The 23,341-nt window shown below is 72.3% G+C and carries 17 protein-coding genes; 5 read left to right on the forward strand and 12 right to left on the reverse strand.

Features of this window, described 5'->3' with window-relative positions; translation table 11 throughout:
* The first annotated feature begins 470 nt into the window (after nucleotides 1-470).
* Entirely contained in the window at nucleotides 471-968 is a 498-nt protein-coding gene (locus tag ABZ877_RS00075) for a hypothetical protein (protein ID WP_361061644.1), read from the forward strand.
* Between the two features lie 92 nt (nucleotides 969-1,060).
* Here the strand turns inward: ABZ877_RS00075 and ABZ877_RS00080 are convergent, their stop codons facing one another.
* Nucleotides 1,061-3,019 carry an N-acetylmuramoyl-L-alanine amidase gene (locus ABZ877_RS00080; protein WP_361062805.1) on the reverse strand — a complete coding sequence of 653 codons (1,959 nt, stop codon included), beginning with the start codon at nucleotides 3,017-3,019 and terminating at the stop codon, nucleotides 1,061-1,063.
* A 242-nt stretch (nucleotides 3,020-3,261) separates the two neighbouring features.
* The gene (locus ABZ877_RS00085; RefSeq protein ID WP_361061647.1) at nucleotides 3,262-4,413 is read right to left on the reverse strand and encodes an aminoglycoside phosphotransferase family protein; all 1,152 of its coding nucleotides are present in this window, start codon (nucleotides 4,411-4,413) and stop codon (nucleotides 3,262-3,264) included.
* A 236-nt stretch (nucleotides 4,414-4,649) separates the two neighbouring features.
* Between ABZ877_RS00085 and ABZ877_RS00090 the strand changes: the two genes are divergently transcribed.
* Nucleotides 4,650-6,131, forward strand: a complete 1,482-nt coding sequence (locus ABZ877_RS00090; RefSeq protein WP_361061650.1) for a hypothetical protein — start codon at nucleotides 4,650-4,652, stop codon at nucleotides 6,129-6,131.
* Between the two features lie 10 nt (nucleotides 6,132-6,141).
* Here the strand turns inward: ABZ877_RS00090 and ABZ877_RS00095 are convergent, their stop codons facing one another.
* From ABZ877_RS00095 to ABZ877_RS00130, 8 genes are all read right to left on the reverse strand, one after another.
* Nucleotides 6,142-7,539 (reverse strand): SpoIIE family protein phosphatase, encoded by a 1,398-nt coding sequence (locus tag ABZ877_RS00095; RefSeq protein ID WP_361061653.1) that lies wholly within the window; start codon nucleotides 7,537-7,539, stop codon nucleotides 6,142-6,144.
* Nucleotides 7,540-7,791: 252 nt separating this feature from the next.
* Nucleotides 7,792-9,390 (reverse strand): glycoside hydrolase family 13 protein, encoded by a 1,599-nt coding sequence (locus ABZ877_RS00100; protein ID WP_361061656.1) that lies wholly within the window; start codon nucleotides 9,388-9,390, stop codon nucleotides 7,792-7,794.
* A gap of 97 nt (nucleotides 9,391-9,487) precedes the next feature.
* Nucleotides 9,488-10,363 carry a carbohydrate ABC transporter permease gene (locus ABZ877_RS00105; RefSeq protein ID WP_361062808.1) on the reverse strand — a complete coding sequence of 292 codons (876 nt, stop codon included), beginning with the start codon at nucleotides 10,361-10,363 and terminating at the stop codon, nucleotides 9,488-9,490.
* A gap of 42 nt (nucleotides 10,364-10,405) precedes the next feature.
* The gene (locus tag ABZ877_RS00110; RefSeq protein WP_361061659.1) at nucleotides 10,406-11,356 is read right to left on the reverse strand and encodes a sugar ABC transporter permease; all 951 of its coding nucleotides are present in this window, start codon (nucleotides 11,354-11,356) and stop codon (nucleotides 10,406-10,408) included.
* Between the two features lie 36 nt (nucleotides 11,357-11,392).
* On the reverse strand, nucleotides 11,393-12,811 hold the full coding sequence (locus tag ABZ877_RS00115) for an extracellular solute-binding protein (protein WP_361061662.1): 1,419 nt from the start codon (nucleotides 12,809-12,811) through the stop codon (nucleotides 11,393-11,395).
* 274 nt (nucleotides 12,812-13,085) lie between these two features.
* Complete coding sequence (locus ABZ877_RS00120; RefSeq protein WP_361061665.1) at nucleotides 13,086-14,096, reverse strand: LacI family DNA-binding transcriptional regulator; 1,011 nt, start codon at nucleotides 14,094-14,096, stop codon at nucleotides 13,086-13,088.
* A 133-nt stretch (nucleotides 14,097-14,229) separates the two neighbouring features.
* Nucleotides 14,230-15,837 (reverse strand): alpha-amylase family glycosyl hydrolase, encoded by a 1,608-nt coding sequence (locus tag ABZ877_RS00125; RefSeq protein WP_361061668.1) that lies wholly within the window; start codon nucleotides 15,835-15,837, stop codon nucleotides 14,230-14,232.
* 46 nt (nucleotides 15,838-15,883) lie between these two features.
* A complete protein-coding gene (locus tag ABZ877_RS00130; RefSeq protein ID WP_361061671.1) occupies nucleotides 15,884-16,750 on the reverse strand; it encodes a universal stress protein in 867 nt (288 codons plus the stop codon).
* A 239-nt stretch (nucleotides 16,751-16,989) separates the two neighbouring features.
* On the opposite strand from ABZ877_RS00130, the gene ABZ877_RS00135 reads away from it, so the two are divergent.
* From ABZ877_RS00135 to ABZ877_RS00145, 3 genes are all read left to right on the forward strand, one after another.
* Entirely contained in the window at nucleotides 16,990-17,580 is a 591-nt protein-coding gene (locus ABZ877_RS00135; protein WP_361061673.1) for a hypothetical protein, read from the forward strand.
* Nucleotides 17,581-17,805: 225 nt separating this feature from the next.
* Nucleotides 17,806-18,264, forward strand: a complete 459-nt coding sequence (locus ABZ877_RS00140) for a cyclic nucleotide-binding domain-containing protein (RefSeq protein ID WP_361061676.1) — start codon at nucleotides 17,806-17,808, stop codon at nucleotides 18,262-18,264.
* Nucleotides 18,265-18,360: 96 nt separating this feature from the next.
* Entirely contained in the window at nucleotides 18,361-19,065 is a 705-nt protein-coding gene (locus tag ABZ877_RS00145; protein WP_361061679.1) for a response regulator transcription factor, read from the forward strand.
* Nucleotides 19,066-19,094: 29 nt separating this feature from the next.
* On the opposite strand, the gene ABZ877_RS00150 is transcribed toward ABZ877_RS00145, so the two are convergent.
* Together ABZ877_RS00150 and ABZ877_RS00155 are read right to left on the reverse strand one after the other, a co-directional pair.
* Nucleotides 19,095-20,825: a GAF domain-containing protein gene (locus tag ABZ877_RS00150; RefSeq protein WP_361061682.1), complete on the reverse strand. Its 1,731-nt coding sequence runs from the start codon at nucleotides 20,823-20,825 to the stop codon at nucleotides 19,095-19,097.
* A gap of 77 nt (nucleotides 20,826-20,902) precedes the next feature.
* Nucleotides 20,903-23,272, reverse strand: coding sequence for a LuxR C-terminal-related transcriptional regulator (locus tag ABZ877_RS00155; protein ID WP_361061685.1), 2,370 nt, complete (start codon nucleotides 23,270-23,272; stop codon nucleotides 20,903-20,905).
* Nucleotides 23,273-23,341: the final 69 nt, after the last annotated feature.

The raw sequence follows: 23,341 nt of genomic DNA on the forward strand, positions 1-23,341 counted from the left end.
GCGGTGTCCCTCTGGCCTTGACGGTGGGTGGCTCCGGGCCTCGCTGGGCGGTGTCCTTCCGGCCTCGGCGGTGGGCGGCTCCCGGCCTGGACGGGCGGTGTTCTTCCGGCCTCGACGGAGGGCGGCCCCCGACCCTGACGCGCGGCGCCCGTTTGGCCTTGATGGTGGGCGGCTCGCGGCCTGGAGGGGCGGTGTTCTTCCGGCCTCGACGGAGGACGGCCCCCGACCCTGACGCGCGGCGTTCTTCCGGGCTTGACGGAGGGCAGCCCCGACCCGGACGCGCGGCGCCCTTCCGGCCTCGACGGAGGGCAGCCCCCGGCGCTGACGCGCGATGTCCTCTGCCCCGACGCCCGGCACCCTCCCGGCCCCCAAACATCGCGGCCCCCCCCGCCGCGAAGGGCCCTGGCCAATAATCCGGTTGCCAAACCCCTGGGCGGGCATCGCGCTCCGAGCGACGTACGATGGACCGCATGTCCTTCCTCCGCCGCCGCGCCGCCACCCCCGCGGGCCCCGACTTCGACGTCCTGGCCATGGATCCGGGCGACTGGCCGGGCAATCTCGGCGCGGGCCTGCTGCCCGCCCCCGACGGCAGTTGCCAGGGCGTGTTCCTGCGCTACGACCTGTTCGGCGGCCGCGGCCCCGCGATGATCATCGGCAATCTGCCCGAGGGCTCCCCGGCCCGTGACACCGCCGAGGGCGAGATCCCCTTCGAGGTCGCCCAGCTCCTCATCGCGCTGGAGAACGAGGAGGAGGTCACGGTCACCGGCGTCGAGGACGTCCCGGTGATGCAGGGTGACAACCTGCTGATCGTGCGGCGCCTCAAGCTCTCGGAGACGCGGATCTCCTGCGTCCAGTTCGACCGCAGCGACAATGTCCTGGTGACCATCGCGTCCTGGGACCGCCCGATCACCGACGACCTGTACGCGCTGCTCAAGCCGCTGCCCGCGGAGCTGTTCCAGCAGGCGTGAGCCATCACTGTTACAACTTGTACGACTGAGACACCGGGGCCCGGATCCGCTCCCGCGCGGATCCGGGCCCTTTCATGGGGTGGCCGGTACCGTCACGACACCTTCGACGGCGCCACCTGGACGTCGGCCGCCCGCACGTACGCGACCCGGTGCCCGAACTGGATCTCGTAGTACACGTCCTTGCCCTTCACCACCCGGTGCGTCGACGTGTCGAACGTCGGGGCGTAGAAGTACTCACCCGTCGTGCGCCCGCCGACCACATAGCGCTGCCCGGCGAGGAGCTTGTACGGCAGCGGCGAGATCGCCTGCGGCGTCATCCCCGCCGGGTACGCCGACGCCTCCGGGTAGGCCCGCCCGTACACCGGGATCTCGCTCGCGCCCTCCTTCGGCGTGACGACGAGCGCCTTGGCGTCGACCGCGGCCGGCTGCTTGCGCGGGTTCTTGAACCACGCCTTCTGGCCGAGGTACCAGATCGCCGTCCAGTCACCCTGCCGGCCGGCGACCGCGTACTGCTGGCCCGTCGACACCCGCGACGCCATGTCGTTCACGTCGATCGTCGACGGCTGGCCGCCCGGCCGCAGGCCGATGTCCTTCACCAGCGGCGCGTCCTCGCTCGGCGCCGTGTACACGCGCACCGCGCTCGACCCGTGCGGCGCGCAGAGTTCGCCCGCCTTGACGCAGCCCGTGAACTCCGGCTGGTTCGAGGCGAAGTCCGGCCGGATGGTGACGACGCCGCCGCGCGGCCCCGCCGTCGGGTGGAACGGCTTGCCCATGAGCGCGAAGTAGTGCGCCCAGTCCCAGTACGGGCCGGGGTCCGTGTGCATGGAGGGGATGCTCGACGCGGTCGGGCCCGGCACCGTGTCATGGCCGAGGATGTGCTGCCGGTCCAGCGGAATGTCGTACTTCTTCGAGAGGTACCGCACCAGGCGCGCCGAGGACCGGTACATCTCCTCCGTGTACCAGGAGTCGGGCTGCGCGAGGAAGCCCTCGTGCTCCAGGCCGATCGATTTCGCGTTCACGTACCAGTTGCCCGCGTGCCAGCCGACGTCCTTCGTCCTGACCGACTGCACGATGTGCCCGTCGGTCGAGCGCAGCGAGTAGTGCCAGGCCAGATAGGTCGGGTCCTGCACCAGCTTCAGCGTCTGCTCCCACGTCGCCTCCGTGTCGTGGATGACGATGTAGTCGATGCTCTGGTCGTGCGGCCGGTCCGCCAGGTCGTGGTTGCCGTAGTCGCCGTCGCCGAACTCCTCGTAGGGCGCCGGGATCCACTCGCAGGACACCGTCCTCGGGCACTCGGTCCCGGACGCGTCCGTGCGGCGCAGGCCCATGGACGCGAGCTGTGCCGCCTGCGGCTTCGCGGCCGGGTCGGCTTCGAGCACCACCCGCTGGCCGTCGTCCGTCGTGCGCCGCTCCCCGTCCCGGATCACCGCGAAGACATCGTTGGCGTATGTCGCCGCGGTCGCCTTGTCGTCGGCGCCGGAGAACGCCGCGACCGCGCCGTACCAGTCGGCCGGGGCGCCGCTCAGCGGCTTGCCGAGACGCTTCTGCGCGGCGGCGAGCAGCGCCGCGCCACCGCGTACGTTGGCCGCCGGGTCGTCGCGCAGCCGCTCGGCGGGGATGCCGGTCAGCTCGGCGGCGCGCGGCAAGGTCTTAAGGCGGGCCGGGAGTTGGTTGTCCGGCGGGACGGACCGCGAGGCCCGCAGCGGGGCGCGGGAGTCGTCGCCGCGCGCGTCGCCCTCCGCGTGGTCGTGCGCCACGGTGCGGGCGATCGCGGTACGTGCGTCGGTCAGGTGCATGGGGCCGTAGCCGCCGGTGACGCTGGGCGCGCCGTCGTGCGTGTCCCACCGCGACTGCAGGTACGAGACGCCGAGCAGCACACTTTGCGGCACCCGGTACTCGGCGGCCGCCGCGGCGAACGCCCCTTGCAGACCCGTCGGCGCGTCGTCCCCCGCCGCCCCCGGCGGCGCCGCGCCGAGCAGCGGGAGGAGCAGGGCCGCTGTGGCGAGCGTGCCCGCCGCCCGCAGCCCCGTACGGGGACGTCTGCCGGGAATGGAACGGGTGGACCGGTGCAACGGTGCCTCCTGGGAGCGCTCGTGGTCGCACCAGTGGTAGCGGCTCGCCACCGATCAGTCAATCGTCCCAGGAGCGCCGGAACACCGCCTGCGACGCGTCACCGGAGTAGACCAATGAACGTACGTGCGGGCGCATTTGAGCCAGGTGGTCCACGGCCCTGAAACGACGAGGATCCGCGGTGCGCCGTCCTCTGCCGGCGCGCCGCGGAGCCACGTCCCCGTCAGCGAGTGCCGACCGCCGCGCGGACCGCCTTGCGGGCCATGTTGCAGTCGTCGTGCAGGCGGCGCAGCAACAGCCGCTGCTCCTCGCCGGACGGCGCGGCACCGGGGTGGGCCGGGCCCGGTGCCGTCGGGGCCTGTTCGCGCAGCGAACGCTGCACGGCCGTCTCGTAGGTACGGATCTCCCTGGTCAGGATCAGCATCAGATTGACCAGGAACGCGTCGCGCGAGGCCGGGCCGCCGGACTGCGCGAGCTGGCTGATCTGGCGCCGCGCCACCGGGGCGTCACCGAGGACCGTCCACAGCGTCGCCAGGTCGTACCCGGGCAGGTACCACCCCGCGTGCTCCCAGTCCACGAGCACCGGCCCGGCGGGCGAGAGCAGGATGTTGGAGAGCAGGGCGTCGCCGTGGCAGAACTGGCCCATGCCGCCGCGGCCCGACGCGTGGGCGATGCCGTGCAGCAGCTTCTGCAGATCGCCCATGTCACGGTCGGTCAGCAGACCAAGATCGTGGAACTTGTTGATCCGCTCCGCGTAGTCCAGGGGCGCGTCGAAGGTGCCCGCCGGAGGCCGCCACTGGTTGAGCCTGCAGATCGCGCCGAGCGCGGCCCGCACGTCCGCCCGCGGCGGTGCCTCGGCAGGGTGGCGCTGCAGGGCCGCCACCCGGCCGGGCATCCGCTCGATCACCAGCGTGCCGTTGTCCGGGTCCGCCGCGATGAGACGCGGCGCCCGCACCGGCGGCCGGTGTCGGACGAACGAGCGATATGCGGCTATTTCATGCCTGACCCGCGCCATCGACACAGAAGAGTGGTCCAGTAAACACTTCGCTACGGCGGTGCTGCGCCCGGTCGTCCCGACGAGCAGCACCGAGCGCGGACTGCGCCGCAGCACCTGCACCGGATGGAACTCCGGACAGATCCGGTGCACCGTGGCGATCGCCGTGCGCAACTGGGCGCCCTGGGGGCCGGACAAGTCGAGTCTCCCGCTGAGCGGTTGCGTGCCGATCCCCGGGGCGCGACGCGGCCGGCCGACGCCACCGAGCGCCGGGCCCGCGGGCCGCACGGGGTCGAGGTACGGGCCGCCGCCGTTGCCCACCGGACGGAGGGGACGGGGCGACCGGGGCGGGGCGGACACGGAGGACGATGCTGCGTACATGGGCGAGACAGATCCCTTCGCGTGCCGACGAGTTGCGTGCGCTGCCCCGGCCCGGCCGAACCGGTTCACCCTGGGGAATGTCCCTGCGTCCTGCCGGGTCGGGGTGGCGCATTCCTACCTGACACCCCGCGGGCGGCAGCCCACTAGCTGGCGCACCCTGGCGAACCCTGGCGAATAGTCGCTCAGCAACTGACAGAGGGCTACTGTCGATTGCAGCCGAGAACCTGGGGGCTCACGTGAACGGACAACCCAACACCCGCCTGAGCGACCTGTTCGGCCTGGCCGGCTGGTCCAAGGGCGAACTCGCGCGGCTCGTCAACCGGCAGGCGGCGGCCATGGGCCACCCCCAGCTGGCGACGGACACCTCGCGGGTGCGGCGCTGGATCGACATGGGAGAGATCCCGCGCGATCCGGTGCCCCGGGTGCTGGCGGCGCTGTTCACCGAGCGACTCGGCCGTGTCGTGACCATCGAGGACCTCGGTCTCGTCCGACGCGGGCGCACGGGAAGACGGCAGGGCCCGGAGCAACAGGGGCCCGACGGAGTGCCCTGGGCGCCCGAGCGGACAGCCGCGGTCCTCACCGAATTCACGGGAATGGACCTCATGCTCAACCGACGCGGCTTGGTGGGCGCGGGTGCCGCGCTCGCGGCAGGATCCGCACTCAGCAGCGCCATGCACGACTGGCTGCACACCGACCCGGTCCTCGCGGCCGACGCACCTGTCTCCCACGACCCCCTGCACGCCGACCCCGCTGGGTTCGACCGCTACGAGGCCGCCCCCATCGGGTCGCAGGAGATCGAGGAGCTGGAGCGCTCGGTCGAGGTGTTCCGGGCCTGGGACGCGTCCCGCGGCGGCGGGTTGCAGCGCAAGGCGGTCGTCGGCCAGCTCAACGAGGTCGGCGGGATGCTCTCCTACCGACACCCTGTCCATCTGCAGCGGCGCCTGTGGGGCGTCGCCGCCAACCTCGCCGTCCTCGCGGGCTGGATGTCCCACGACGTCGGCCTCGAACCCACGGCCCAGAAGTACTTCGTCATCGCCGCGCACGCCGCGCGCGAGGGCGGCGACCGGCCGAGGGCGGGCGAAGCCCTCTCCCGGGCGGCCCGCCAGAAGATCCACCTGGGCGCCCCCGACGAGGCGCTCGACCTGATGAAGCTCGCCAAGTCCGGCTCGGGCGACGAGGTGCTGCCCCGGACCAAGGCCATGCTGTACACCATCGAGGCCTGGGCACAGGCGTCGCTCGGCAAGGGCCAGGCCATGCGCCGCACCCTCGGCGAGGCGGAGGACCTCTTCGTCTCCGACCGGGGCGACGTGGAGCCGCCGACCTGGATGCAGATGTTCGACGAGGCGGACCTGCACGGCATGCAGGCCCTCGCCTACCGCACCCTCGCCGAGCACGAACCGGGCGCCGCGATCATCGCCCAGCGCCATGCGAAGGAGGCGCTCGCCCTGCGGGCGGGCGGCCGCGACCGCTCGAAGATCTTCGACCACCTGTCCATGGCGTCGGCCTGCTTCATCGCCGACGACCCCGAACAGGCGGACCGGTACGCGCGCCTCGCCCTGTCCTCGATGGGGTCGAACTCCTCGCACCGCACCTGGGACCGGCTGCGTGAGATGTACCGGCTCACCGGTCAGTTCGCGGGCTATCCGAAGATCGAGGAGCTGCGTACGGAGATCAAACTGGCCCTGCCGAAACCGAGCGTGCGGCGCGCCCAGGCCTGACCGGCACCGTTCACGGGTCGATCCGCGCCACGAGGACGCAGGCGTCGTCCTCGCGCTCAGCCGTGCCCAGTTCGTCCACGACCGCGTCCACGCACTCCTGTGCGCTGTGGGCCGTGGCCAGTCCGGGCGCGAGCGCGAGCAGCCGCTCCGCGGCGACGTCGCCGTTGTGCCGGGGCACGAGCCCTGCCGTGTGCAGCAGCAGGACGTCACCGGCGCGCAGTGTCTCGTACGCCTGTCCGTAGCGGGTACATGAGGCGGCTCCGAGGAGGGCGCCCTCGGGTGGCGTGAGCGCACGCCCCGACCCGTCGCGGAAGAGCAGCGGGGCGGGGTGTCCCGCCTGCGCCCACGCCAGTGTGCGGGCCGCCGGGTCGTACCGGCAGCACAGGGCGCTGGCCAGGGAGCGCTCGGGGGGAGCGGTGAGGAGGAGGTGGTTCAGCCGGGCGAGCACCTCGTCCGGGGCGGTGCCGCAGACCGCGATGCCGCGCACGGTGCCGAGCAGCATCGCCATGCGCGAGGCGGCGGCGACGCCGTGCGCGGAGAGGTCACCGACCGTCAACAGGGCCTGACGGCCGGGAAGTTCGAGCACGTCGTACCAGTCGCCGCCGACCAGGGCGCCGACGGGGGAGGGGAGGTAGCGGGCGGCCACGTCGAGGCCGTGCGGGAGCCGCAGGGAGCCACGCCACGGCGGCAGCACGGCTTCCTGCAGCTCGACCGCGAGCCGGTGCTCGGTCTGCGCGATGTGCCGCTGGCGCTGGAGCGAGTCACGGGTCTCGCTCACCGCGCGCTGGCTGCGGCGCAGTTCGCTGACGTCGCGCACGACCGCCCACATCGAGGCGGTCGAGCCGTCGGCGTCGAGCACGGGCTCGCCCATCATGTGCACCGTACGCACGGAGCCGTCCGGGCGTGCGACGCGGAACTCCCCGTCGATGGACTTGCCGTCGATGAGGCAGTCCGTGACCATCGCGGTCAGTCGCGGCTGGTCGTCGCGGTGCACGAGGGCCGGCAGCTCGTCGAGGGTCAGGGCGGGGGCGGCCGGTTCGCGGCCGAGGATGCGGTACAGCTCGTCGGACCAGGTGACCTCGTCGGTGAGCAGGTTCCACTCGGCGCTGCCGACCCGGCTGACCAGGGAGGAGTGCTGCCGCTCGGCGGTGGTGGGCCGGGGCGCGGGTCCTTCGCGCAGTTGTGCCAGGTGCCGGTCGAGGTCGTGGAGCTGGTGCACCGCCAGTTCGTACAGGGCGCGCTGCCAGCGGGATTCGGGGTCCGCCTCGTCGTCGGCGCCGCCCGGGGTCTCCCGGCGCACCGCGTCGACCTCGCCGAGGAGCCGGCGTGTCTGCGAGATCAGCGCGTCGACCGTGCCACGCTCCGGCGGTTGGCCGGTGGGGCGGTCCGCGAAGACATGGGGAGACATGACGAACTCCGATACAGGCGCCGAGGGCCACGGCGGACGGGAGGACCGTCTACGACTGTGGCACAGGCCGATGTGCCCCGTAAGGCATTTCGCCATACACGATGCGGTGGTGCTTCTGGCATATGTCGTTGTCCTCAGGAACGCCTCTCCCGGCTGTCACAGTCGAACTGACAACCGGAAGAGGCGTAGGGAGAGGCGTAGACGCGTTCGACACTCCGCCGATGAGGAGGCGGCCGAACGACGTAGGGAAGGCTACGCCCGCGGATCCGCCGTACGCAGCCACACCGCCGTGTCACGGGGCAGCCTGCCGTCGGCATCGAGCGCGTCGCTCGACAGCAACAGTCGCACGTAGGCGGGGAGTTGCACCGGCTCCGCCGCGCCCAGGTTCACGACACAGACCACACCGTCCGCGCGGGCGAACGCCAGTGCACCGTCGGGTGCGGAGAGCCAGGTCAGGTCCAGTCCCGCGAAGCCCGGCTCGGCGGCGCGCAGCCGCAGCGCCGCGCGGTACAGCGCCAGCATCGAGGCGGGATCGGCCTCCTGGCGCTCGACGGAGTACGTGCCCCACTCAGGGGGCTGCGGCAGCCACGGCTCACCCGCGCTCCCGAAGCCGTACGAGACCCCGTGCGCGGACCACGGCAGCGGCACCCGGCACCCGTCGCGCCCCGGGTCGACGCCGCCGGAGCGGAAGTGCATGGGGTCCTCGATGCGGTCGCGCGGGACCTCGACCTCGGGCAGCCCCAGCTCCTCGCCCTGGTACAGGTATACGGAGCCCGGCAGGGCGAGCGAGAGCAGCGCGGCGGCGCGGGCGCGGCGCAGGCCGAGCGCGAGGTCCGTCGGGGTGCCGAACCGCTTGGCCGCGAAGTCGAAGCGGGTGTCCTCGCGGCCGTAGCGGGTGACGGTGCGGGTCACGTCGTGGTTGCACAGGACCCAGGTCGCGGGCGCGCCGACCGGCGCGTGGTAGGCGAGGGTGTCGTCGATGGAGGCGCGCAGCTCGGCCGCGTCCCAGGACCGGGCCATGAAGTCGAAGTTGAAGGCCGTGTGCAGTTCGTCGGGGCGCAGGTAGCGGGCGAACCGCTCGGGGTCGGGCACCCACAGCTCGCCGATCAGGACGCCGTCGTACTCGTCGGCGATGGCGCGCCAGGAGCGGTAGATTTCGTGGAGTTCGTCGCGGTCCACGTAGCCGGACGTGTCGTCGTCGGCGGCGTCGGCGAGGGCCGGGTCCTTGGCGAGGAGGGCGGCGGAGTCGATGCGCACCCCGGCCGCGCCGCGCTGGAACCAGAACCGCAGGACGTCCTCGTGCTCCTGGCGCACGGCGGGGTGCGCCCAGTTGAGGTCCGGCTGCTGGGCGGTGAACAGGTGCAGGTACCACTCGCCGTCGGGCACCCGGGTCCAGGTCTCGCCGGAGAACTGCGAGGGCCAGTTGTTGGGCGGCAGCTCCCCGTGCTCGCCGCGCCCCGGGCGGAAGTGGAACAGCTCGCGCTCGGGGCTGCCGGGGCCCGCCGCGAGCGCGGCCCGGAACCAGGGGTGCTGGTCCGAGACGTGGTTGGGCACGATGTCGACGATCGTGCGGATGCCCAGGTCCCGGGCTTCCGCGATCAGCTTCTCGGCCTCGGCGAGGGTGCCGAACGCCGGGTCGATCACGCGGTAGTCGGCGACGTCGTAGCCGCCGTCCGCGAGGGGGGAGCGGTACCACGGCGTGAACCAGATGGCGTCGACGCCGAGCTGCGCCAGATAGGGCAGGCGCGCTCTGACCCCGGCGAGGTCTCCCGTCCCGTCGCCGTCACCGTCGGCGAAGCTGCGGACGTACACCTGGTAGATGGCTGCGGAACGCCACCAGTCGTCGGCCACGAGGGGTCCTTTCGGGCAGGGCGGTGCGCGCCGCGCCCCGGTGGGCCGGGACGCGGCGGCACGCGACAGAAGGGGAGAGTGAGGCGGGCGGGCGGGATCAGCCCTTGAGGCCGCCGGCGGTCAGGCCGCCCATGATGTTGCGCTGGAAGAGCAGGAAGAGGATCAGCGTCGGCACCGAGGCGATGGTGAGCGCGGCGATCAACTGGTTCTGCGGGACGCCGTTGGAGAGCGAGTAGATCCCGACGTTCAGGGTCTGCTTGGCCGGGTCCGGCAGGGTCAGCATCGGCCAGAGGAAGTCCTTCCACACGCCGACCACCGCGAAGATGGAGACGACGCCGAGGATCGGCCGGGAGATCGGCAGGACCACGGAGCGCAGGGTCCGCAGGGAGGAGGCGCCGTCGATGGAGGCCGCGTCGAGCAGTTCCTGCGGGATCGAGTCGAAGAACCGCTTGAGCAGGAAGATGTTGAACGCGTTCGTGACGGACGGCAGCCAGATCGCCCACGGGCTGTTGAGGAGGTTCCGCTCGAAGATCGGCACGTCGAGCACGGTCAGGTACTGGGGGACGACGAGGACCGTCGCGGGGATCATCAGCGTCGCCAGCATCATGCCGAGGACGACGTTGCCGAAGACCGGCCGCAGCTTGGACAGGGAGTACGCGGCGGCGACGTCCAGGACGAGCTGGAAGGCGAGCGCGCCGAACGCGTAGTAGAGGGTGTTGAGGAGGAGCTTGGCGAGGTCCATGACCTCCCAGGCGTCCTTGTAGTTGCCCGGGTGCGAGCTGTGCGGGACGAGGGTCGGCGGGGACTGGACGATCTCCGCGGTGGTCTTGAGGCCGCCGGTGACCATCCAGTACAGCGGGCCGAGGAAGACCAGCGTGAACAGGCCCATGGTCACGCCGAAGACGGTCCAGTAGACGATCTTTCCGCGGCGCCGGCCGAGCTGGGCCGGGGAGATCAGGGTGCGGGGGCGCATCGTGTCGGTAGCCATGTCGGTGTTTCCCAACTCCTTCGACGCTCAGTCGTCCTGCGAACGGCTGAGGCGGACGTACACCGCGGAGAAGGCCGCGAGCAGGACGAGCAGGAGGAGGCCGAGGGCCGCCGCGCCGCCGTAGTTGTTGAAGTTGAAGGCGTACTGGTAGATCAGGTAGACGACGGTGGTGGTGGAGCCCTCCGGGCCCGCCCCGTTCGTCAGCAGGAACGGCTCGGTGAAGACCTGCATCGTCGCGATGATCTGCATGAGGAACATCAGCGACAGGATCAGCCGCGTCTGCGGGATCGTCACGTGCCAGATCTTGCGCCACAGCCCCGCGCCGTCCAGCTCGGCCGCTTCGTACAGCTCGCCGGGGATGCCCTGGAGCGAGGCCAGGTAGATGAGGGTGGCGCCGCCCATGTTCATCCACGTCGCCGCGATGACGACGGAGAGCATGGCGGTGTCGGTCGATTGCAGCCATTGCTGTTCGGGGATCCCGAAGATGCCGAGGACGCGGTTGAACAGGCCGTAGCCGGGGTCGTAGAAGTACTTGAAGAGCAGGACCGAGGCGACCGGCGGGAGCATCACCGGCAGGTAGACGAGCATGCGCAAGTAACCCTGGCCGTGCCGGAACTCGTTGAGCAGGACCGCCACGAAGAACGGGACGGCGAAGCCGAGGACCAGGGCGAGCGCGGTGTACAGCAGGGTGTTGCGCCAGGCCTGGCCGAAGGCCGGGTCGTTGAAGACGTACGTGAGGTTGGACCAGCCGGCCCAGGTGGTGCGGCCGTCCTTCGTCTTCTGGAAGGCCAGGACGAACTCCCTGACCATGGGGTACCAGGAGAAGAAGGAGAAGCAGAGCACCGCGCCGATCAGGAAGCCGTGCGCGGTGAGATTGCGTCGCACGGCGCGCGCCAGCGAACCGCTCGGGGTGGTGAGATGGCGCTGGGTGGGCGGTGCGGCCTGGTGGGACTTCGCGGGCAGCGTCGGGGCCGACATGGTCACTCCTCGGATCACAGGTACCGGTGGGGCGGCTTACTGGTTGGCCAGCACCTGGTTGACCTGCTGCTCGGCGGTGGACAGGAGCTTGTCGATGTCCGCGTCCTCGTTGGTCAGGACGCCGGACATGACGTTGTCGAGGACCTTGTAGATCTCCTGCGCCTTCGGCGGCTCGGCCTTGCCGGGCACCGGGTTGTCCATGAAGGGCTTGAAGTTCTCGACCGGCATGGTGGCGTTCTCGGTACGGGACTTGAGGTCCTGCTCCTTGACCTCACCGGTGAAGAAGTTCGGCTGCGGCAGGCCCACGGGCAGCTTGTCGGCCTTCGTGCGCTCCCACTGGAACTGGCCCTTGCCGGGCGTGAGCGTCTTGAAGTTCAGCCAGGCGATCGCCGCCTTGATCTTGTCGGGCGACGAACCCTTCTTGATCATGTAGTCGTTGCCGCCGAACAGGGTGGCCTTGCCACCGGGGATCGGGCCCATCCCGAAGTTCTCGTACTCCGCGCCCAGTTGCTGGACCATGTACGTCACGTCGTCGGGCGCGGCGAGGAACATGCCGAGCTTGTCCGACGCGATCTGCTTCTGCAGGTCGCCCCACTTGAGCAACTGCGTCTTGCCCATGCTGTTGTCGGTCCAGCGCATGTCGTGGAGCTGCTGGACGACCTGCTTGCCGGTGGCGTCGTTGAACGCGGCCTTCTTGCCGTCGGCCGTGACCATGTCGCCGCCGAGGCTGTACTGGGCCGCGGCGAAGTGCCAGCCGCCCGTGTTCTCCGCGCTGTACTCGCCGTACCCGGCGATGCCGTTGCCGAGCCCGGCTATCTTCTTCGCGGCGGTACGGACCTCGTCCCAGGTCGTCGGCGGCTTGTTCGGGTCGAGCCCGGCCCGCTGGAACAGCTTGCGGTTGATGAGCAGGCCCATGGTGTAGTTGCTGGTCGGCAGGCCGTAGAGCTTGCCGTCCTTCTTCAGCGCGTTCAGCACGTTCGGGTCGATGGAGTCGATCGCCGGAACGGTCTTCGGGGTGACGTACGCCGTGATGTCCTCGGCGCCGTTGTTGTCCAGGACCTGCTGGAGGTCGGTGAAGTACGTGTAGAAGACGTCCGGTTGCGACTTCGCCTTCAAGGCGGCGGTGAACCGGGCCGGCTCCTCGCACTGGCCCGCGGTCGACTTACCGTCGATCGTGACGTTCGGATACTTCTTGTTGAACTCCTTGACGTCCTCCTTCCACTCCTTCAGCTCGGCGGCCTTGTTCTTCGGCGGCATGCAGTCGATGGTCAGCGTGACCTTGGTCTTCGGGTCGAGCGGTGCGCTGATGTCGGCCTTCGACCCGGTGCCGCCCGAGCCGCCGTCACCGGAGCTGCTGCTGGTGCCGCAGGCGGCGAGCGAGCCCAGGGCGAGGGCGGTGGCGACGGCGACCGCGGACGTGCGGCGGGCTGGACGTGACCAGGTGCTGCTTCTCATCGGTTGAGTCCCCTTCGGGCCTGAGCCCGCCTGTGCGTACAGGCGGGCAGGAACGTGGAGGCCCGCGGCGCTGGACTGCACGGGGAGGTGCGTGCCGGGGCGTGCCACACTCAAGCACCGACGACGTATCTCCGCAAGATGTCGCGCGTACTCCGCAAAAAATGAACAGGGTGGGGTCAGGGGGGAGTACGCGTCACGGGTCCGCCGTCATGCGGCGGACCCGTGACGTCCGTTTCTTGCGTTCTGTTGCGCTCAGATGCGCTCGACGGTGCGGTCAACCGGCCGGGGGCGGGGCCGTCGAGCCGCGCACCACAAGCTCCGGCTCGAACAGCAGCTCCCCGGCGGGGACCGCGCCGCCCTGGATCTGCGCCACCAAGAGCTCGACCGCGGCCCGGCCCATCGCCTCGATCGGCTGGCGCTCCGTCGTCAGCGGCGGCTCCGTGCAGTTCATGAACGCCGAGTCGTCGTAGCCCACCACCGACACGTCCCGCGGCACGGAGAGCCCGGCACGTCGGGCGGCGCGCACGGCGCCGAGCGCGAGCGGGTCGCTGGCGCAGATGATGCCGGTGATGCCGCGCTCAAGCAGGCGGGTCGTCGCCGCGTGCCCGCCCTCCAGGGAGAACATGGCGCGCTCGATCGCGTCGTCGGGGAGTTCGCCGCCGGTGGCGCGGGCGACGGCGCGGGCCGCCGTGAGCTTGCGGCGCGAGGGCATGTGGTCCTCGGGGCCGAGGACGAGGCCGATCCGCTCATGGCCGAGCGAGGCCAGGTGGCGCCACGCCTGCTCGACGGCGACCGCGTCGTCACAGGCCACGCGCGGGAAGCCGAGCCGCTCGATGGAGGCGTTGACGAGCACCACCGGGACGTTGCGCTCCGCGAGGCGCTGGTAGTGCCCGTGCTCGGCGTCGGCCTGCGCGAACAGACCGCCGGCGAAGACCACCCCGGAGACCTGCTGCTGGAGGAGCAGCTCCACGTAGTCCGCCTCGGAGACGCCGCCCTTGGTCTGCGTGCACAGGACCGGGGTGAGGCCCTGCTGGGCGAGGGCGCCGCCGATCACTTCCGCGAAGGCGGGGAAGATCGGGTTCTGCAGCTCCGGCAGGACCAGGCCGACCAGCCGGGCCCGCTCGCCGCGCAACTGGGTCGGCCGCTCGTAGCCGAGGACGTCGAGTGCGGTGAGGACCGCTTGTCGCGTGGCCTCCGAGACGCCGGGTTTGTTGTTGAGCACCCGGCTGACCGTGGCCTCACTGACTCCGACCTTCTTCGCCACCTGAGCAAGTCTGCGCGTCATGTGCGCAAGATTAGCGCAAAAGATTGCGGACAGTTTGCGTGATGGTGACATCCGGTCACGAACCGAGGAGCCGCCCTCACGCCGCGAACAGACCGCGAACAGACCTCCGGGAAGGCGCCGTCGCGGAGATGTCTCAGTGCGTCGTCAGCGCCAGGACGCCGTAGCCGAATCCGTCCGCCTCGACGGCCGTGCCGTCCGCCGCGACCCGGACCCCGGAGACCTCCACGGGGCGCGCCCCGGCGAGGCGCCCGGGCTCGGACGCGGCCCAGCGCCGCGGCTCGGACCCCGGGTTCACCACCACCAGGAACCGGTCCCCGCGGACGTAGACGAACGGATGGCCCTCGTGCAGCACCTCGACGGGGGAGCGGGCGCCGAGCGCCGGGGTGGAGGTGCGCAGGGCGACCAGACGCCGTACGAGATGGAGGAGCGAACGCTCGTCGGCCCGTTGCGCGGCGACCGAAGGGCGGGCCGGGTCCGGGTCGAGCGGCAGGTAGAAACGCTCCTCCGGCGCGGACGAGAACCCCGCGCCGGGACCGTCGTCCCACTGCATCGGCGTACGGGAGCCCGCCCGGTTGTAGTACGGGCCGAGGACGCTGCCCTCCGTGTCGGGCAGGCCCGGCACGTACCGCATGCCGATCTCGTCGCCGTAGTAGATCGCGGGCAGCGTCGGCCACGTCAGCTGGAAGGCGAACGCCGCCGGGAGCTGCTCCGCCGTGCGCGGGCCGCAGTTGAGGCGGGAGAAGTCGTGGTTGGACGTGGGCAGGGAGACGAAGCCGGTGTCGCCGAGCGCGGTGTCCGCCGCGCGCCACGCCTCGACGAACGGCCGGGGCGAGCCGAGCCCCGACGCGTCGAAGAAGCAGTCGAGCGGCGCCCACGCCTCGTTGCGCGTGCCCGCCCCGTTGTTCCACAGCGAGCGCATGGCCAGCCCGTCCGTCGGGCCGCCGAACTGGAGGAAGAAGTCGGCGTGGAACCCGGCCGGCACGGACACCTGCGGATCGCCCCACTCGGACAGGAGCACGGCGTCGGGGTGGGCCCGGTCGAGCCAGTGCCGCAGCTCCGTCCAGATCCGCGCCGTGGCCCGCTTGTCCGGGTCGTCCTTGACGAGCGAGGCCGCCATGTCGACCCGGAACCCGGACACGCCGCGCCGCAGCCAGTGGTCCATGACGGCCCGGAGGGCCTCCCGGTTGGCGCGCGGGCCCTCGGCGTCGACCGGTTGGCGCCACGGCTCGGCCGCGTCCTCGCGCGCGTACCCGAAGTTGAGGGCGGGCTGCGAGTCGAAGAAGTTCGGCAGGTAGCCGCCGGGCCGGGTGCCGGGCGAGGGCACGAAGCCGTCGGGGACGCCGTCCGCGCTCCAGATGTAGCGATGGTCGTCCGGGTCGTCCGCGGACGCCCGGAACCAGGCGTGCTGGTCCGAGGTGTGCCCGGCGACCAGGTCGAGCAGGACCCGGATGCCGCGCCGCCCGGCCAGCTCCACCAGCGCGGCCAGGTCGTCGTCGGTGCCGTAGCGGGGCGCGAGCGCGAAGTAGTCCGCGACGTCGTAGCCCGCGTCACGGAACGGGGACACGAAGCACGGGTTGATCCACACCGTGTTCACGCCGAGCCAGGACAGATGGTCGAGCCGCTCGGCGACACCGCCCAGGTCACCGATCCCGTCCCCGTTCGAGTCCGCGAACGACTGCGGGTAGATCTGGTAGAACACGGCCTCGGACAGCCAGGCCGGGGCGGGGCGGAACTCGGTCATGGACGGCCATCTGCCTCTCGGTCGGGACGGACCGGGGCCACGCGTCTCATGTGTGCGGGACCACGGCCACCGGGCTGGTCACATGGTGCACCACCGAGTGTGCCGTGGAGCCCAGTTCGGGCGCTCCGGCATTGCGCCCGACCACCGTCAGACTGGCCCCCGTCGACGCCTTCAGCAGATGGTGGCCCGGCTGCCCGTAGAGGAGGCGCTGCACCACGGGCACCTCCGGGTACTTCGCCCGCCACACCTGCAACGCGCTCGCCAGCGCCTTGCGGCGCAGCGACTCGCGGCGCGCCGCGTCACCGGGCGGCGTCCCCGTCCCCGGCACCTCGGTGCCGAGCGGCGGCAGCGTCCAGGCGTGCAGGGCGTGCAGCTCCGTGCCGCGCAGGGCCGCCGCCTCGAACGCGTACGAAAGGACCTCGTCGGCGGGCTGGGTCACGTCCAGGCCGACGACGACCGGCAGGTACCCGCCGCCGTCCGCCGTCCGCTCGTCCTGCGGCAGCCCGCCCGCCCGTACGAGGACGACCGGCCGGTCCGCGCGGGCGGCCACCGCCAGCGCCACCGGGCCGACGAGGAACCCGGAGTAGCCGGTGAAGCCGCGCGAGCCGAGGACCAGCGTCTCGGACTCGGTGACCGCTTCGAGGAGCGCGGCGACCGGTGGCGCGGGTCGGCGGCGCGCCACGATCTCCAGCGCCGGGTGCGCGTAGCCGAGTCGGAGCGCCACCCGGTCGAGGACCGCGCGCCCCGGCAGGTCCACGTCGGGCGGCGGCGGTGCGAGGCGCTCGCCGGTGTCGGCGTGCAGCAGCCGCAGGGGCAGGCCGCGCCGCAGCGCCTCGCGGGCCGCCCAGTCGGCGGCGTCCAGGCTTTCGCGCGAACCGTCCGTGCCGACGGTCAGGACGCGCGTATGGGTCATGACGGAACCTCCCGGTGGCGTGGGTTGCAGGGGCTCCGTCGCGGGTTCCACGCAAGAGAGCGGTCACGCGTGCCCGTCCCAGGAACCGGATGCACGCAAGGGGCCGTGCGCCGGGCGCGTTCCGGACCCTGCCACCCCCGCCGTTCGCGCCGGGAGAGGCGGACCGGCCCTGGCCCGGGGGACGTTCGGCCCCTGTGCCGCGCCGCGGTCACGCGTCAGCGTGGAGCGAGGAGGCCGCCATGGGATGGTGCGGGCGGAGTCGCCGGGCAGCGCGGCACAACCCGCTGCGCCGCACGTCGGACGTGGTCGAGGCATGGGCGGCGCTGGTGCTCGGCGTGCTCGCCGTCCTCGTGGCGCCGGCCGCCGGCGCGGTGAGCGGCTGGGCCGCCCACCAGGACGCCCAGGAACAGGTGCGCGTCCAGGAGCGGTCCCGGCAGCCGGTGCGGGCCCGTCTGGTACGGGACGCGCCGGACTACGTGCCCGCCGCCAGCGGCGTCCAGGCCACGGTCACCTACCCGGTCACGGTGCGCTGGGTCGACCAGCGGGGCCGCACGGTCACCGCGGTCGCCCCCGTCACGGCCGGGCTCGAGCGCGGCGACCCCACCACGGTCTGGCTGGACCGGCACGGTGACGTCACCGCGGCGCCCTGGGGCGGCGGCGACGTCTGGTCCCACACGCTCGCCGCGGGCTTCCTGGTGGCGGCGGCCACGGCGGGCCTCGCCCTCACCACCCGGCTCGTCCTGCGCGCGGTCCTCGACCGCCGCCGCCTCGCGGCATGGGAACGGGAGTGGAGCCGGGTCGAACCGGTGTGGGGGCGGCGGCACGCCTGAGACACCGGGCCCCCTACCGGGATCCGACAGGCCCCCTGGCCAGGGCCGTTCGGCCCCTGGGCGGAAGGGCCGCGGGCGGCGATCGTCGAGGTATCGCACGACGGCAGTCCGGCCAGTGCGAGGACCGCCGCCCGGGCCATGCGCCGACCCACGCGGCCCGGGCGGGCGGCAACCGGAGGGAAGCGTTCCCGGCCGTCGTGGCGCGCCCCCGGAAGGAGGCAGCCCATGACCACCATGGCCCCGCGCATGAGCCAGACCCTGCCCGAGGAACACCGCGGCCGGCTGATGCGCATCGCCCGTGAGGTCACCTTCCCGCAGGACACCAGGCTCTTCGAGGAGGGTTCACGCGCGGACCGCTTCTGGATCCTGCGCAGTGGCAGCGTCGCCCTGGACATGCGGGTGCCGGGTCAGCGGTCGCCCGTCATCGAGTCGCTCGGCCGCGGCGAGCTGATCGGCTGGTCCTGGCTGTTCCCGCCCTACGTGTGGCAGCTCGGCGCACAGGCCGAGACCCCGGTGCGCGCCCACGAGTTCGACGCGTTCACCGTGCGCCTGATGTGCGCGTCCGACCCGGGCCTCGGCTCGTTCGTCGCGCAGTGGGTCGGCCAGGTCCTCGCCCACCGCCTCAGCGTCACCCGCTCCCGCCTCCTCGACCTGTACGCGCCCTACGGGTACGACGCGGCCTGACGGCCCTGGGCGCCCGGCCGTTCGGGGGCCGTTCGGCCCTGGCGGATCACCCCGATCGGCCCCAGGATCTAGGGACACCACATCCGAGGGGGACGTATGTCTGAGCCACCGACCTTCTCCGCGGACCGTCCCGTCCGGATCCTGCTCCTCGACGACCACGAGGTGGTCCGCCGGGGCTTGCGGGACCTGCTCGGCGCCGAACCCGACATGGAGGTCGTCGGGGAGGCCGCCACCGCGGCGCAGGCCCTCGTCAGGGGGCCCGCGCTCCGCCCCGACGTCGCCGTGCTCGACGTCCGCCTCCCGGACGGGGACGGCATCACGGTCTGCCGTGAACTGCGCGGCCTGGTCCCCGATCTGCACTGCCTGATGCTGACGTCGTTCGACGACGACGACGCGCTGCTCGACGCCATCATGGCGGGGGCGGCCGGGTACGTGCTCAAGCAGATCAAGGGCTCCGACCTGGTCTCCGCCGTACGGACCGTCGCCTCCGGCCAGTCCATGCTCGACCCGGCGACGACGGCACGCCTCATGCGCAGCCTGCGCGGGCCCGAGTCCTACGAGGCCGGGCCGGGCGGCGCGGGCTCATCGGCGGACCACCGGATCGCCGACCTCACCGAGCGCGAGCGGGACATCCTCGCGCTCGTGGGGGAGGGGCTGACCAACCGTCAGATCGGCCTGCGACTGTTCCTGTCCGAGAAGACGGTGAAGAACAACATCTCGCGGCTCCTCGCCAAACTGGGCGTGGAGCGGCGGATCCAGGCGGCGGTGATGGCCAGCAGGCTGCCACCGCGCCCCCAGTGAGCCCCAATGAGCCGCAGCGAGCCGTTGTGTCAGGTTCCCTTCCGCAACGGCACGTGCCACTCCAGGCGGGTGCCGTTGCCCTCCCGCCGGGTGAGGTTCAGCGTGCCGCCCCGGCCGCGGGCGCGCGCGGCCATGTTCGCCAGGCCGCTGCGGTGCTCGTCCGCCACGTCCGGGATGCCGACGCCGTCGTCCTCCACGACCAGCGTCAGATTCCGGCCGCGGACGAGGAGCGCCACCTCCACCTTGGTCGCGCGCGCGTGCCGTGCCACGTTGGTCAGCGCCTCGCCGAGCACCGCCACGGCGTCGTCGGCGACCGGCGTCGGCACGTCCACGTCGATCAGGCCCTCCATCCGCAGGGCCGGGGTGAAGCCGAGGACCCGCGCCGCGTCCTCCACCGCCCGCACCGTCCGTATCCGCAGACCCGCCCCCGACGGCGGGGCCTCCTGCTCCCGCAGACCGAAGATGGTGGAACGGATGATCTTGATGGTGGTGTCGAGGTCGTCCACCGCCCGCATCAGCCGCTCGGCGGCCTCCGGATGCTGCACGAACCGCTGCGCGCTCTGCAACGTCATCCCGGTCGCGAACAGCCGCTGGATCGCCAGGTCGTGCAGGTCACGGGCGATCCGGTCGCGGTCCTCCAGGAGGCTCATCTGCTCCGCGTCGCGCCGCCGCTCCGCGAGCTCCAGGGCGAGCGCGGCCTGCCCGGCGAAGCCGACCAGCGGCACCAGCTCGGCGGCCGAGAAGCGCTGCCGCTCCGCCCGGCGCGCGAGCGTCAGTACCCCGCGCACACTGTCGGGCGTGCCGATCGGCACGGCGACGGCGGGGCCGAGCCCCTCCCAGCGCGAGGGCTGGTAGGTGATGCGCGGGTCCTTGCGCACGTCGTCCGAGGTGACCAGCTCGCCCGCGGCGAGCGCGGCGCCCGCGAAGGTGCCCTTGCGCGGCAGCGTCACGTCGTGGTGGGACTCGGCGTTGTCACCGAGGGCCAGCGTCTCGTGCAGGGTGTCGGTGCCGGGGACGACGAGCGCCACCATCCCGAGATCAGCGGCGGCGATCTCCCGCGCCCGCTCCACCATGAGCCGCAGGACCGGCAGCTCGGTCGAGCCGGAGAGCAGGCTCCCGGTGAACTCGGCGCTCAACGACAGCCAGCGCTCCCGCAGTTGCACCTCCTCGTACAGGCGCGCGTTCTCGATGGCGACGCCCGCGGCGGCGCCCAGCGTCTGCAACACCGCGACGTCCTCGTCGTCGAAGTCCATGCCGCCGCGCTTCTGCGTCAGGTACAGATTCCCGAACACGTCCTCGCGCACCCGGATGGGCACCCCGACGAAGGTGTGCATCGGCGGATGGTGCGGCGGGAACCCCGAGGACGCCGGGTGCTCGGCCAGTTCGGGCAGGCGCAGCGGTTCGGGGTGGCGGATCAGCTCACCGAGCAGGCCGTGCCCGGAGGGCAGGTCGCCGATCCGCGACCGCAGATCGGTGTCGATGCCGACCGGCAGGAACTCCGACAGCTTCAGCCGGTCCTCACCGATCACGCCGAGGGCGCCGTACTCCGCGTCGACGAGCACCACCGCCGCCTCCACGATGCGCCGCAGCACCTGGGAGAGGTTCAGCTCCTGGCCGACCGAGAGGACCGCTTCAAGGAGACCTTGGAGGCGGTCGCGGGTGCCGCGCACGGCATCGATCCGGACCTGGAGTTCTTCGAGCAGTTCGTCGAGCCGCAGCCTCGGCAGCGGCCCGGGCCCCCGTGCAGCTTCGTCGCCCATCCGGCCTCCGCGGGACCTCGTAGGCATGTCCCTTGTCCTCACCGTAGCGGCTGTGGCCGCGGCAATGACCTGCTTCGTCACACCCGGGGCGACGGAATCGCGGCGTCCGGTGCCGCCGGCGCGCGCAGCGCCGCGATCTGGGCACGGGAGGTGAACCCGAGCTTGGTGAGGATGTGCTCCACATGCGAATCGACCGTCCGCTTGGACACCGCCAGCTCGGCGGCGACCTCCCGGTTCGTACGGCCGTCCGCGACGAGCGCGGCGACCTGCCGCTCCCGGGGCGTGAGCACGTCGGCGGGGCCGGAGCGCCGCGCGCCGGCGGCCGGTTCCACGGTGAGCGCCAGCTCCACCACCGGGTCCAGCGGCAGCGAACCGCCCTCCGCGAAGGCGTCCTGGTAGCCGTCGTCGCCCAGCGCGGAGCGGGCCTGCGCCGCCGCGTCCGCGTGCAGCGCGTGCAGCGTCGGGATCCCGAACCGCGCCTCCTTCGCGAACCTGCGCCACAGCCCGTCCGCCGCGCCCTGCAGCACGGCGACCCGGTCGAAGCGCCGCAACCGCGCCGCGTACCAGGCGAGCCCCTCCAGACAGTGGGCCACCCCCATCAGGTCGTGCAGCGCCGCCTTGCTGCGCAGGCTCTCCTGGGCGCAGGCCACCGCCTCCTCGTGGTCGCCGCGCAGCCACAGGCCGACGCTCTTGACCCACAGCGCCCAGCCGCGCGCCCACTGCTCGCCGGGGTGCGCGGCGCTGCGCGCGAGCGAGTCGTCGCACCAGGCGATGCCCCGCTCGTGGTCGCCGGAGAGGATGAGCATGAAGCCGCCGTAGAAGCCGATCATCAGCAGGCCGGTGTCGTCGCCGAGCGCCGTCATCCGCTCGCGGGCCTCGGTGAAGTCCTCGGCGCAGTGGTCCATCGAGCCGGAGAAGCAGCGGCGGTGCGCCTGGAAGGCGAGCGTCCACGCGGCGCCGACGGGGTCGCCGATGCGCCCGGCGATCGCCTCGGCCTCCTTCAGCAGCTCCTCGTTGCCGCCGCGTTCGCCCTGCAGATCCGCGTACCAACTGCTCAGCCACAACGCCTTGACGCGTACGGGCGTCTCGTCACGGCAGCCGTCGAGGGTGCGGCGCAGCCAGTAGCGGCCCTCGGTGAGCAGGCCGGTGGTGTGCCAGTAGCCCCACAGGGCCGTCGCCATCCGCAGCCCATGGCCGTGCAGGCGGGGCGAGGACACGCAATACTCCAGGGCGGCCCGGACGTTCGCGCGGTCGCGGACCAGGGCGCGGAGCAGCGGGACCTGCGCGTCGCCCGTCCACTCCTCGTCGAAGGAGCGGGCCACCTCCTCGAAGTAGGCGAGATGGCGGCGCCGGACCGTTTCCTCGCCGCCGAGCGCCGTGAGCTGTTCACGGCCGAACTCGCGGATCGTGTCCAGGAGGCGGTAGCGGGTGCCCTCCGGCGTCTCCACCCGGATCACGACGGACTTCTCGACCAGGCCGATCAGCGCCCCCAGCACGTCCTCCACCGGCAGCGCGACACCGGAGGCGGGACCCACCCGCTCGGACGGGTCCGCGCAGACCGCCTCCGCCGCCTGGAGCCCGAACTCGCCCGCGAACACCGACAGGCGCGCCCACAGCAGCCGCTCCCGCGCGGTCGACAGGCCGTGGCTCCAGCCGATCGCGGTCCGCAGCGTCTGGTGGCGCGGCACCGAGGTGCGCCGCCCGCCCGTCAGGAGACGGAAGCGGTCGTCGAGCCGGGCGAGCACCTCGCCGAGGGAGAGCGCCCGCAACTGGGAGACCGCCAGCTCGATGGCGAGCGGGATGCCGTCGAGGCGGCGGCACAGCGCCAGCGCGTCGGCCCGGTTGCCGTCGTCGACCGTGAAGCCGGGCACCGCCGCCGACGCCCGGTCGGCGAACAGCTCCAGCGCCTCGCTCGCCCCCTCGGGGCCGGTGGCGTCCGGCTCGGGCACGCTCAGCGGACCGAGGGCCAGGACATGCTCACCGGCCACGTCGAGCGGCTGCCTGCTCGTCGCCAGGATCCGCAACCCCGGTGCCGCGCGCAGGAGTTCGTCGCAGAGCAGCGCACACGCGTCGACCAGGTGCTCACACGTGTCGAGCAGCAGGAGCAGCTCCCGCTCCGCCAGATGGGCGGTGACCACCTCGATCGGGGAACGGGCCGTCTGCTCGGGCAGGTCCAGCGCCGCGGCGACCGTGTTCGCCAGCAGCTCCGGGTCGCTCAGCGCGGACAGCTCCACGAGCTGCACGCCCGAGGAGAAGTCGGCGCGCAGCTCGCGGGCGGCGCGCACCGCCGTCCGGGTCTTGCCGACCCCGCCGGGCCCCGTCACGGTCACCAGACGGGCCCGCGCGAGGAGATGGGCCACCTGCCCCAGCTCACGTCGCCGTCCGACGAAACTGGTGGCCTCGGCGGGCAGTTCACCCCACGTGCGGCGGCCGGAGCTGCGGTTCATGTGCGGTCTCACTCCGTACGGTGCGGTCGGCGGCGCCACCGGCGACGCGTCTTGTCCCGCCACCGTAGA

Origin of the sequence: Streptomyces sp. NPDC046939 (genome assembly GCF_040644575.1) — a bacterium.
Lineage (GTDB): Bacteria > Actinomycetota > Actinomycetes > Streptomycetales > Streptomycetaceae > Streptomyces.

Excerpts from the sequence above, each read along its gene's own strand:
- ABZ877_RS00150 (WP_361061682.1), bottom strand. The coding sequence starts at position 20,825 with ATGGGCGACGAAGCTGCACGGGGGCCCGGGCCGCTGCCGAGGCTGCGG.
- ABZ877_RS00155 (WP_361061685.1), bottom strand. The coding sequence starts at position 23,272 with ATGAACCGCAGCTCCGGCCGCCGCACGTGGGGTGAACTGCCCGCCGAG.
- ABZ877_RS00135 (WP_361061673.1), top strand. The coding sequence starts at position 16,990 with ATGGGATGGTGCGGGCGGAGTCGCCGGGCAGCGCGGCACAACCCGCTG.
- ABZ877_RS00125 (WP_361061668.1), bottom strand. The coding sequence starts at position 15,837 with ATGACCGAGTTCCGCCCCGCCCCGGCCTGGCTGTCCGAGGCCGTGTTC.
- ABZ877_RS00115 (WP_361061662.1), bottom strand. The coding sequence starts at position 12,811 with ATGAGAAGCAGCACCTGGTCACGTCCAGCCCGCCGCACGTCCGCGGTC.
- ABZ877_RS00095 (WP_361061653.1), bottom strand. The coding sequence starts at position 7,539 with ATGTCTCCCCATGTCTTCGCGGACCGCCCCACCGGCCAACCGCCGGAG.
- ABZ877_RS00120 (WP_361061665.1), bottom strand. The coding sequence starts at position 14,096 with ATGACGCGCAGACTTGCTCAGGTGGCGAAGAAGGTCGGAGTCAGTGAG.
- ABZ877_RS00140 (WP_361061676.1), top strand. The coding sequence starts at position 17,806 with ATGACCACCATGGCCCCGCGCATGAGCCAGACCCTGCCCGAGGAACAC.
- ABZ877_RS00130 (WP_361061671.1), bottom strand. The coding sequence starts at position 16,750 with ATGACCCATACGCGCGTCCTGACCGTCGGCACGGACGGTTCGCGCGAA.
- ABZ877_RS00110 (WP_361061659.1), bottom strand. The coding sequence starts at position 11,356 with ATGTCGGCCCCGACGCTGCCCGCGAAGTCCCACCAGGCCGCACCGCCC.
- ABZ877_RS00145 (WP_361061679.1), top strand. The coding sequence starts at position 18,361 with ATGTCTGAGCCACCGACCTTCTCCGCGGACCGTCCCGTCCGGATCCTG.
- ABZ877_RS00075 (WP_361061644.1), top strand. The coding sequence starts at position 471 with ATGTCCTTCCTCCGCCGCCGCGCCGCCACCCCCGCGGGCCCCGACTTC.
- ABZ877_RS00085 (WP_361061647.1), bottom strand. The coding sequence starts at position 4,413 with ATGTACGCAGCATCGTCCTCCGTGTCCGCCCCGCCCCGGTCGCCCCGT.
- ABZ877_RS00105 (WP_361062808.1), bottom strand. The coding sequence starts at position 10,363 with ATGCGCCCCCGCACCCTGATCTCCCCGGCCCAGCTCGGCCGGCGCCGC.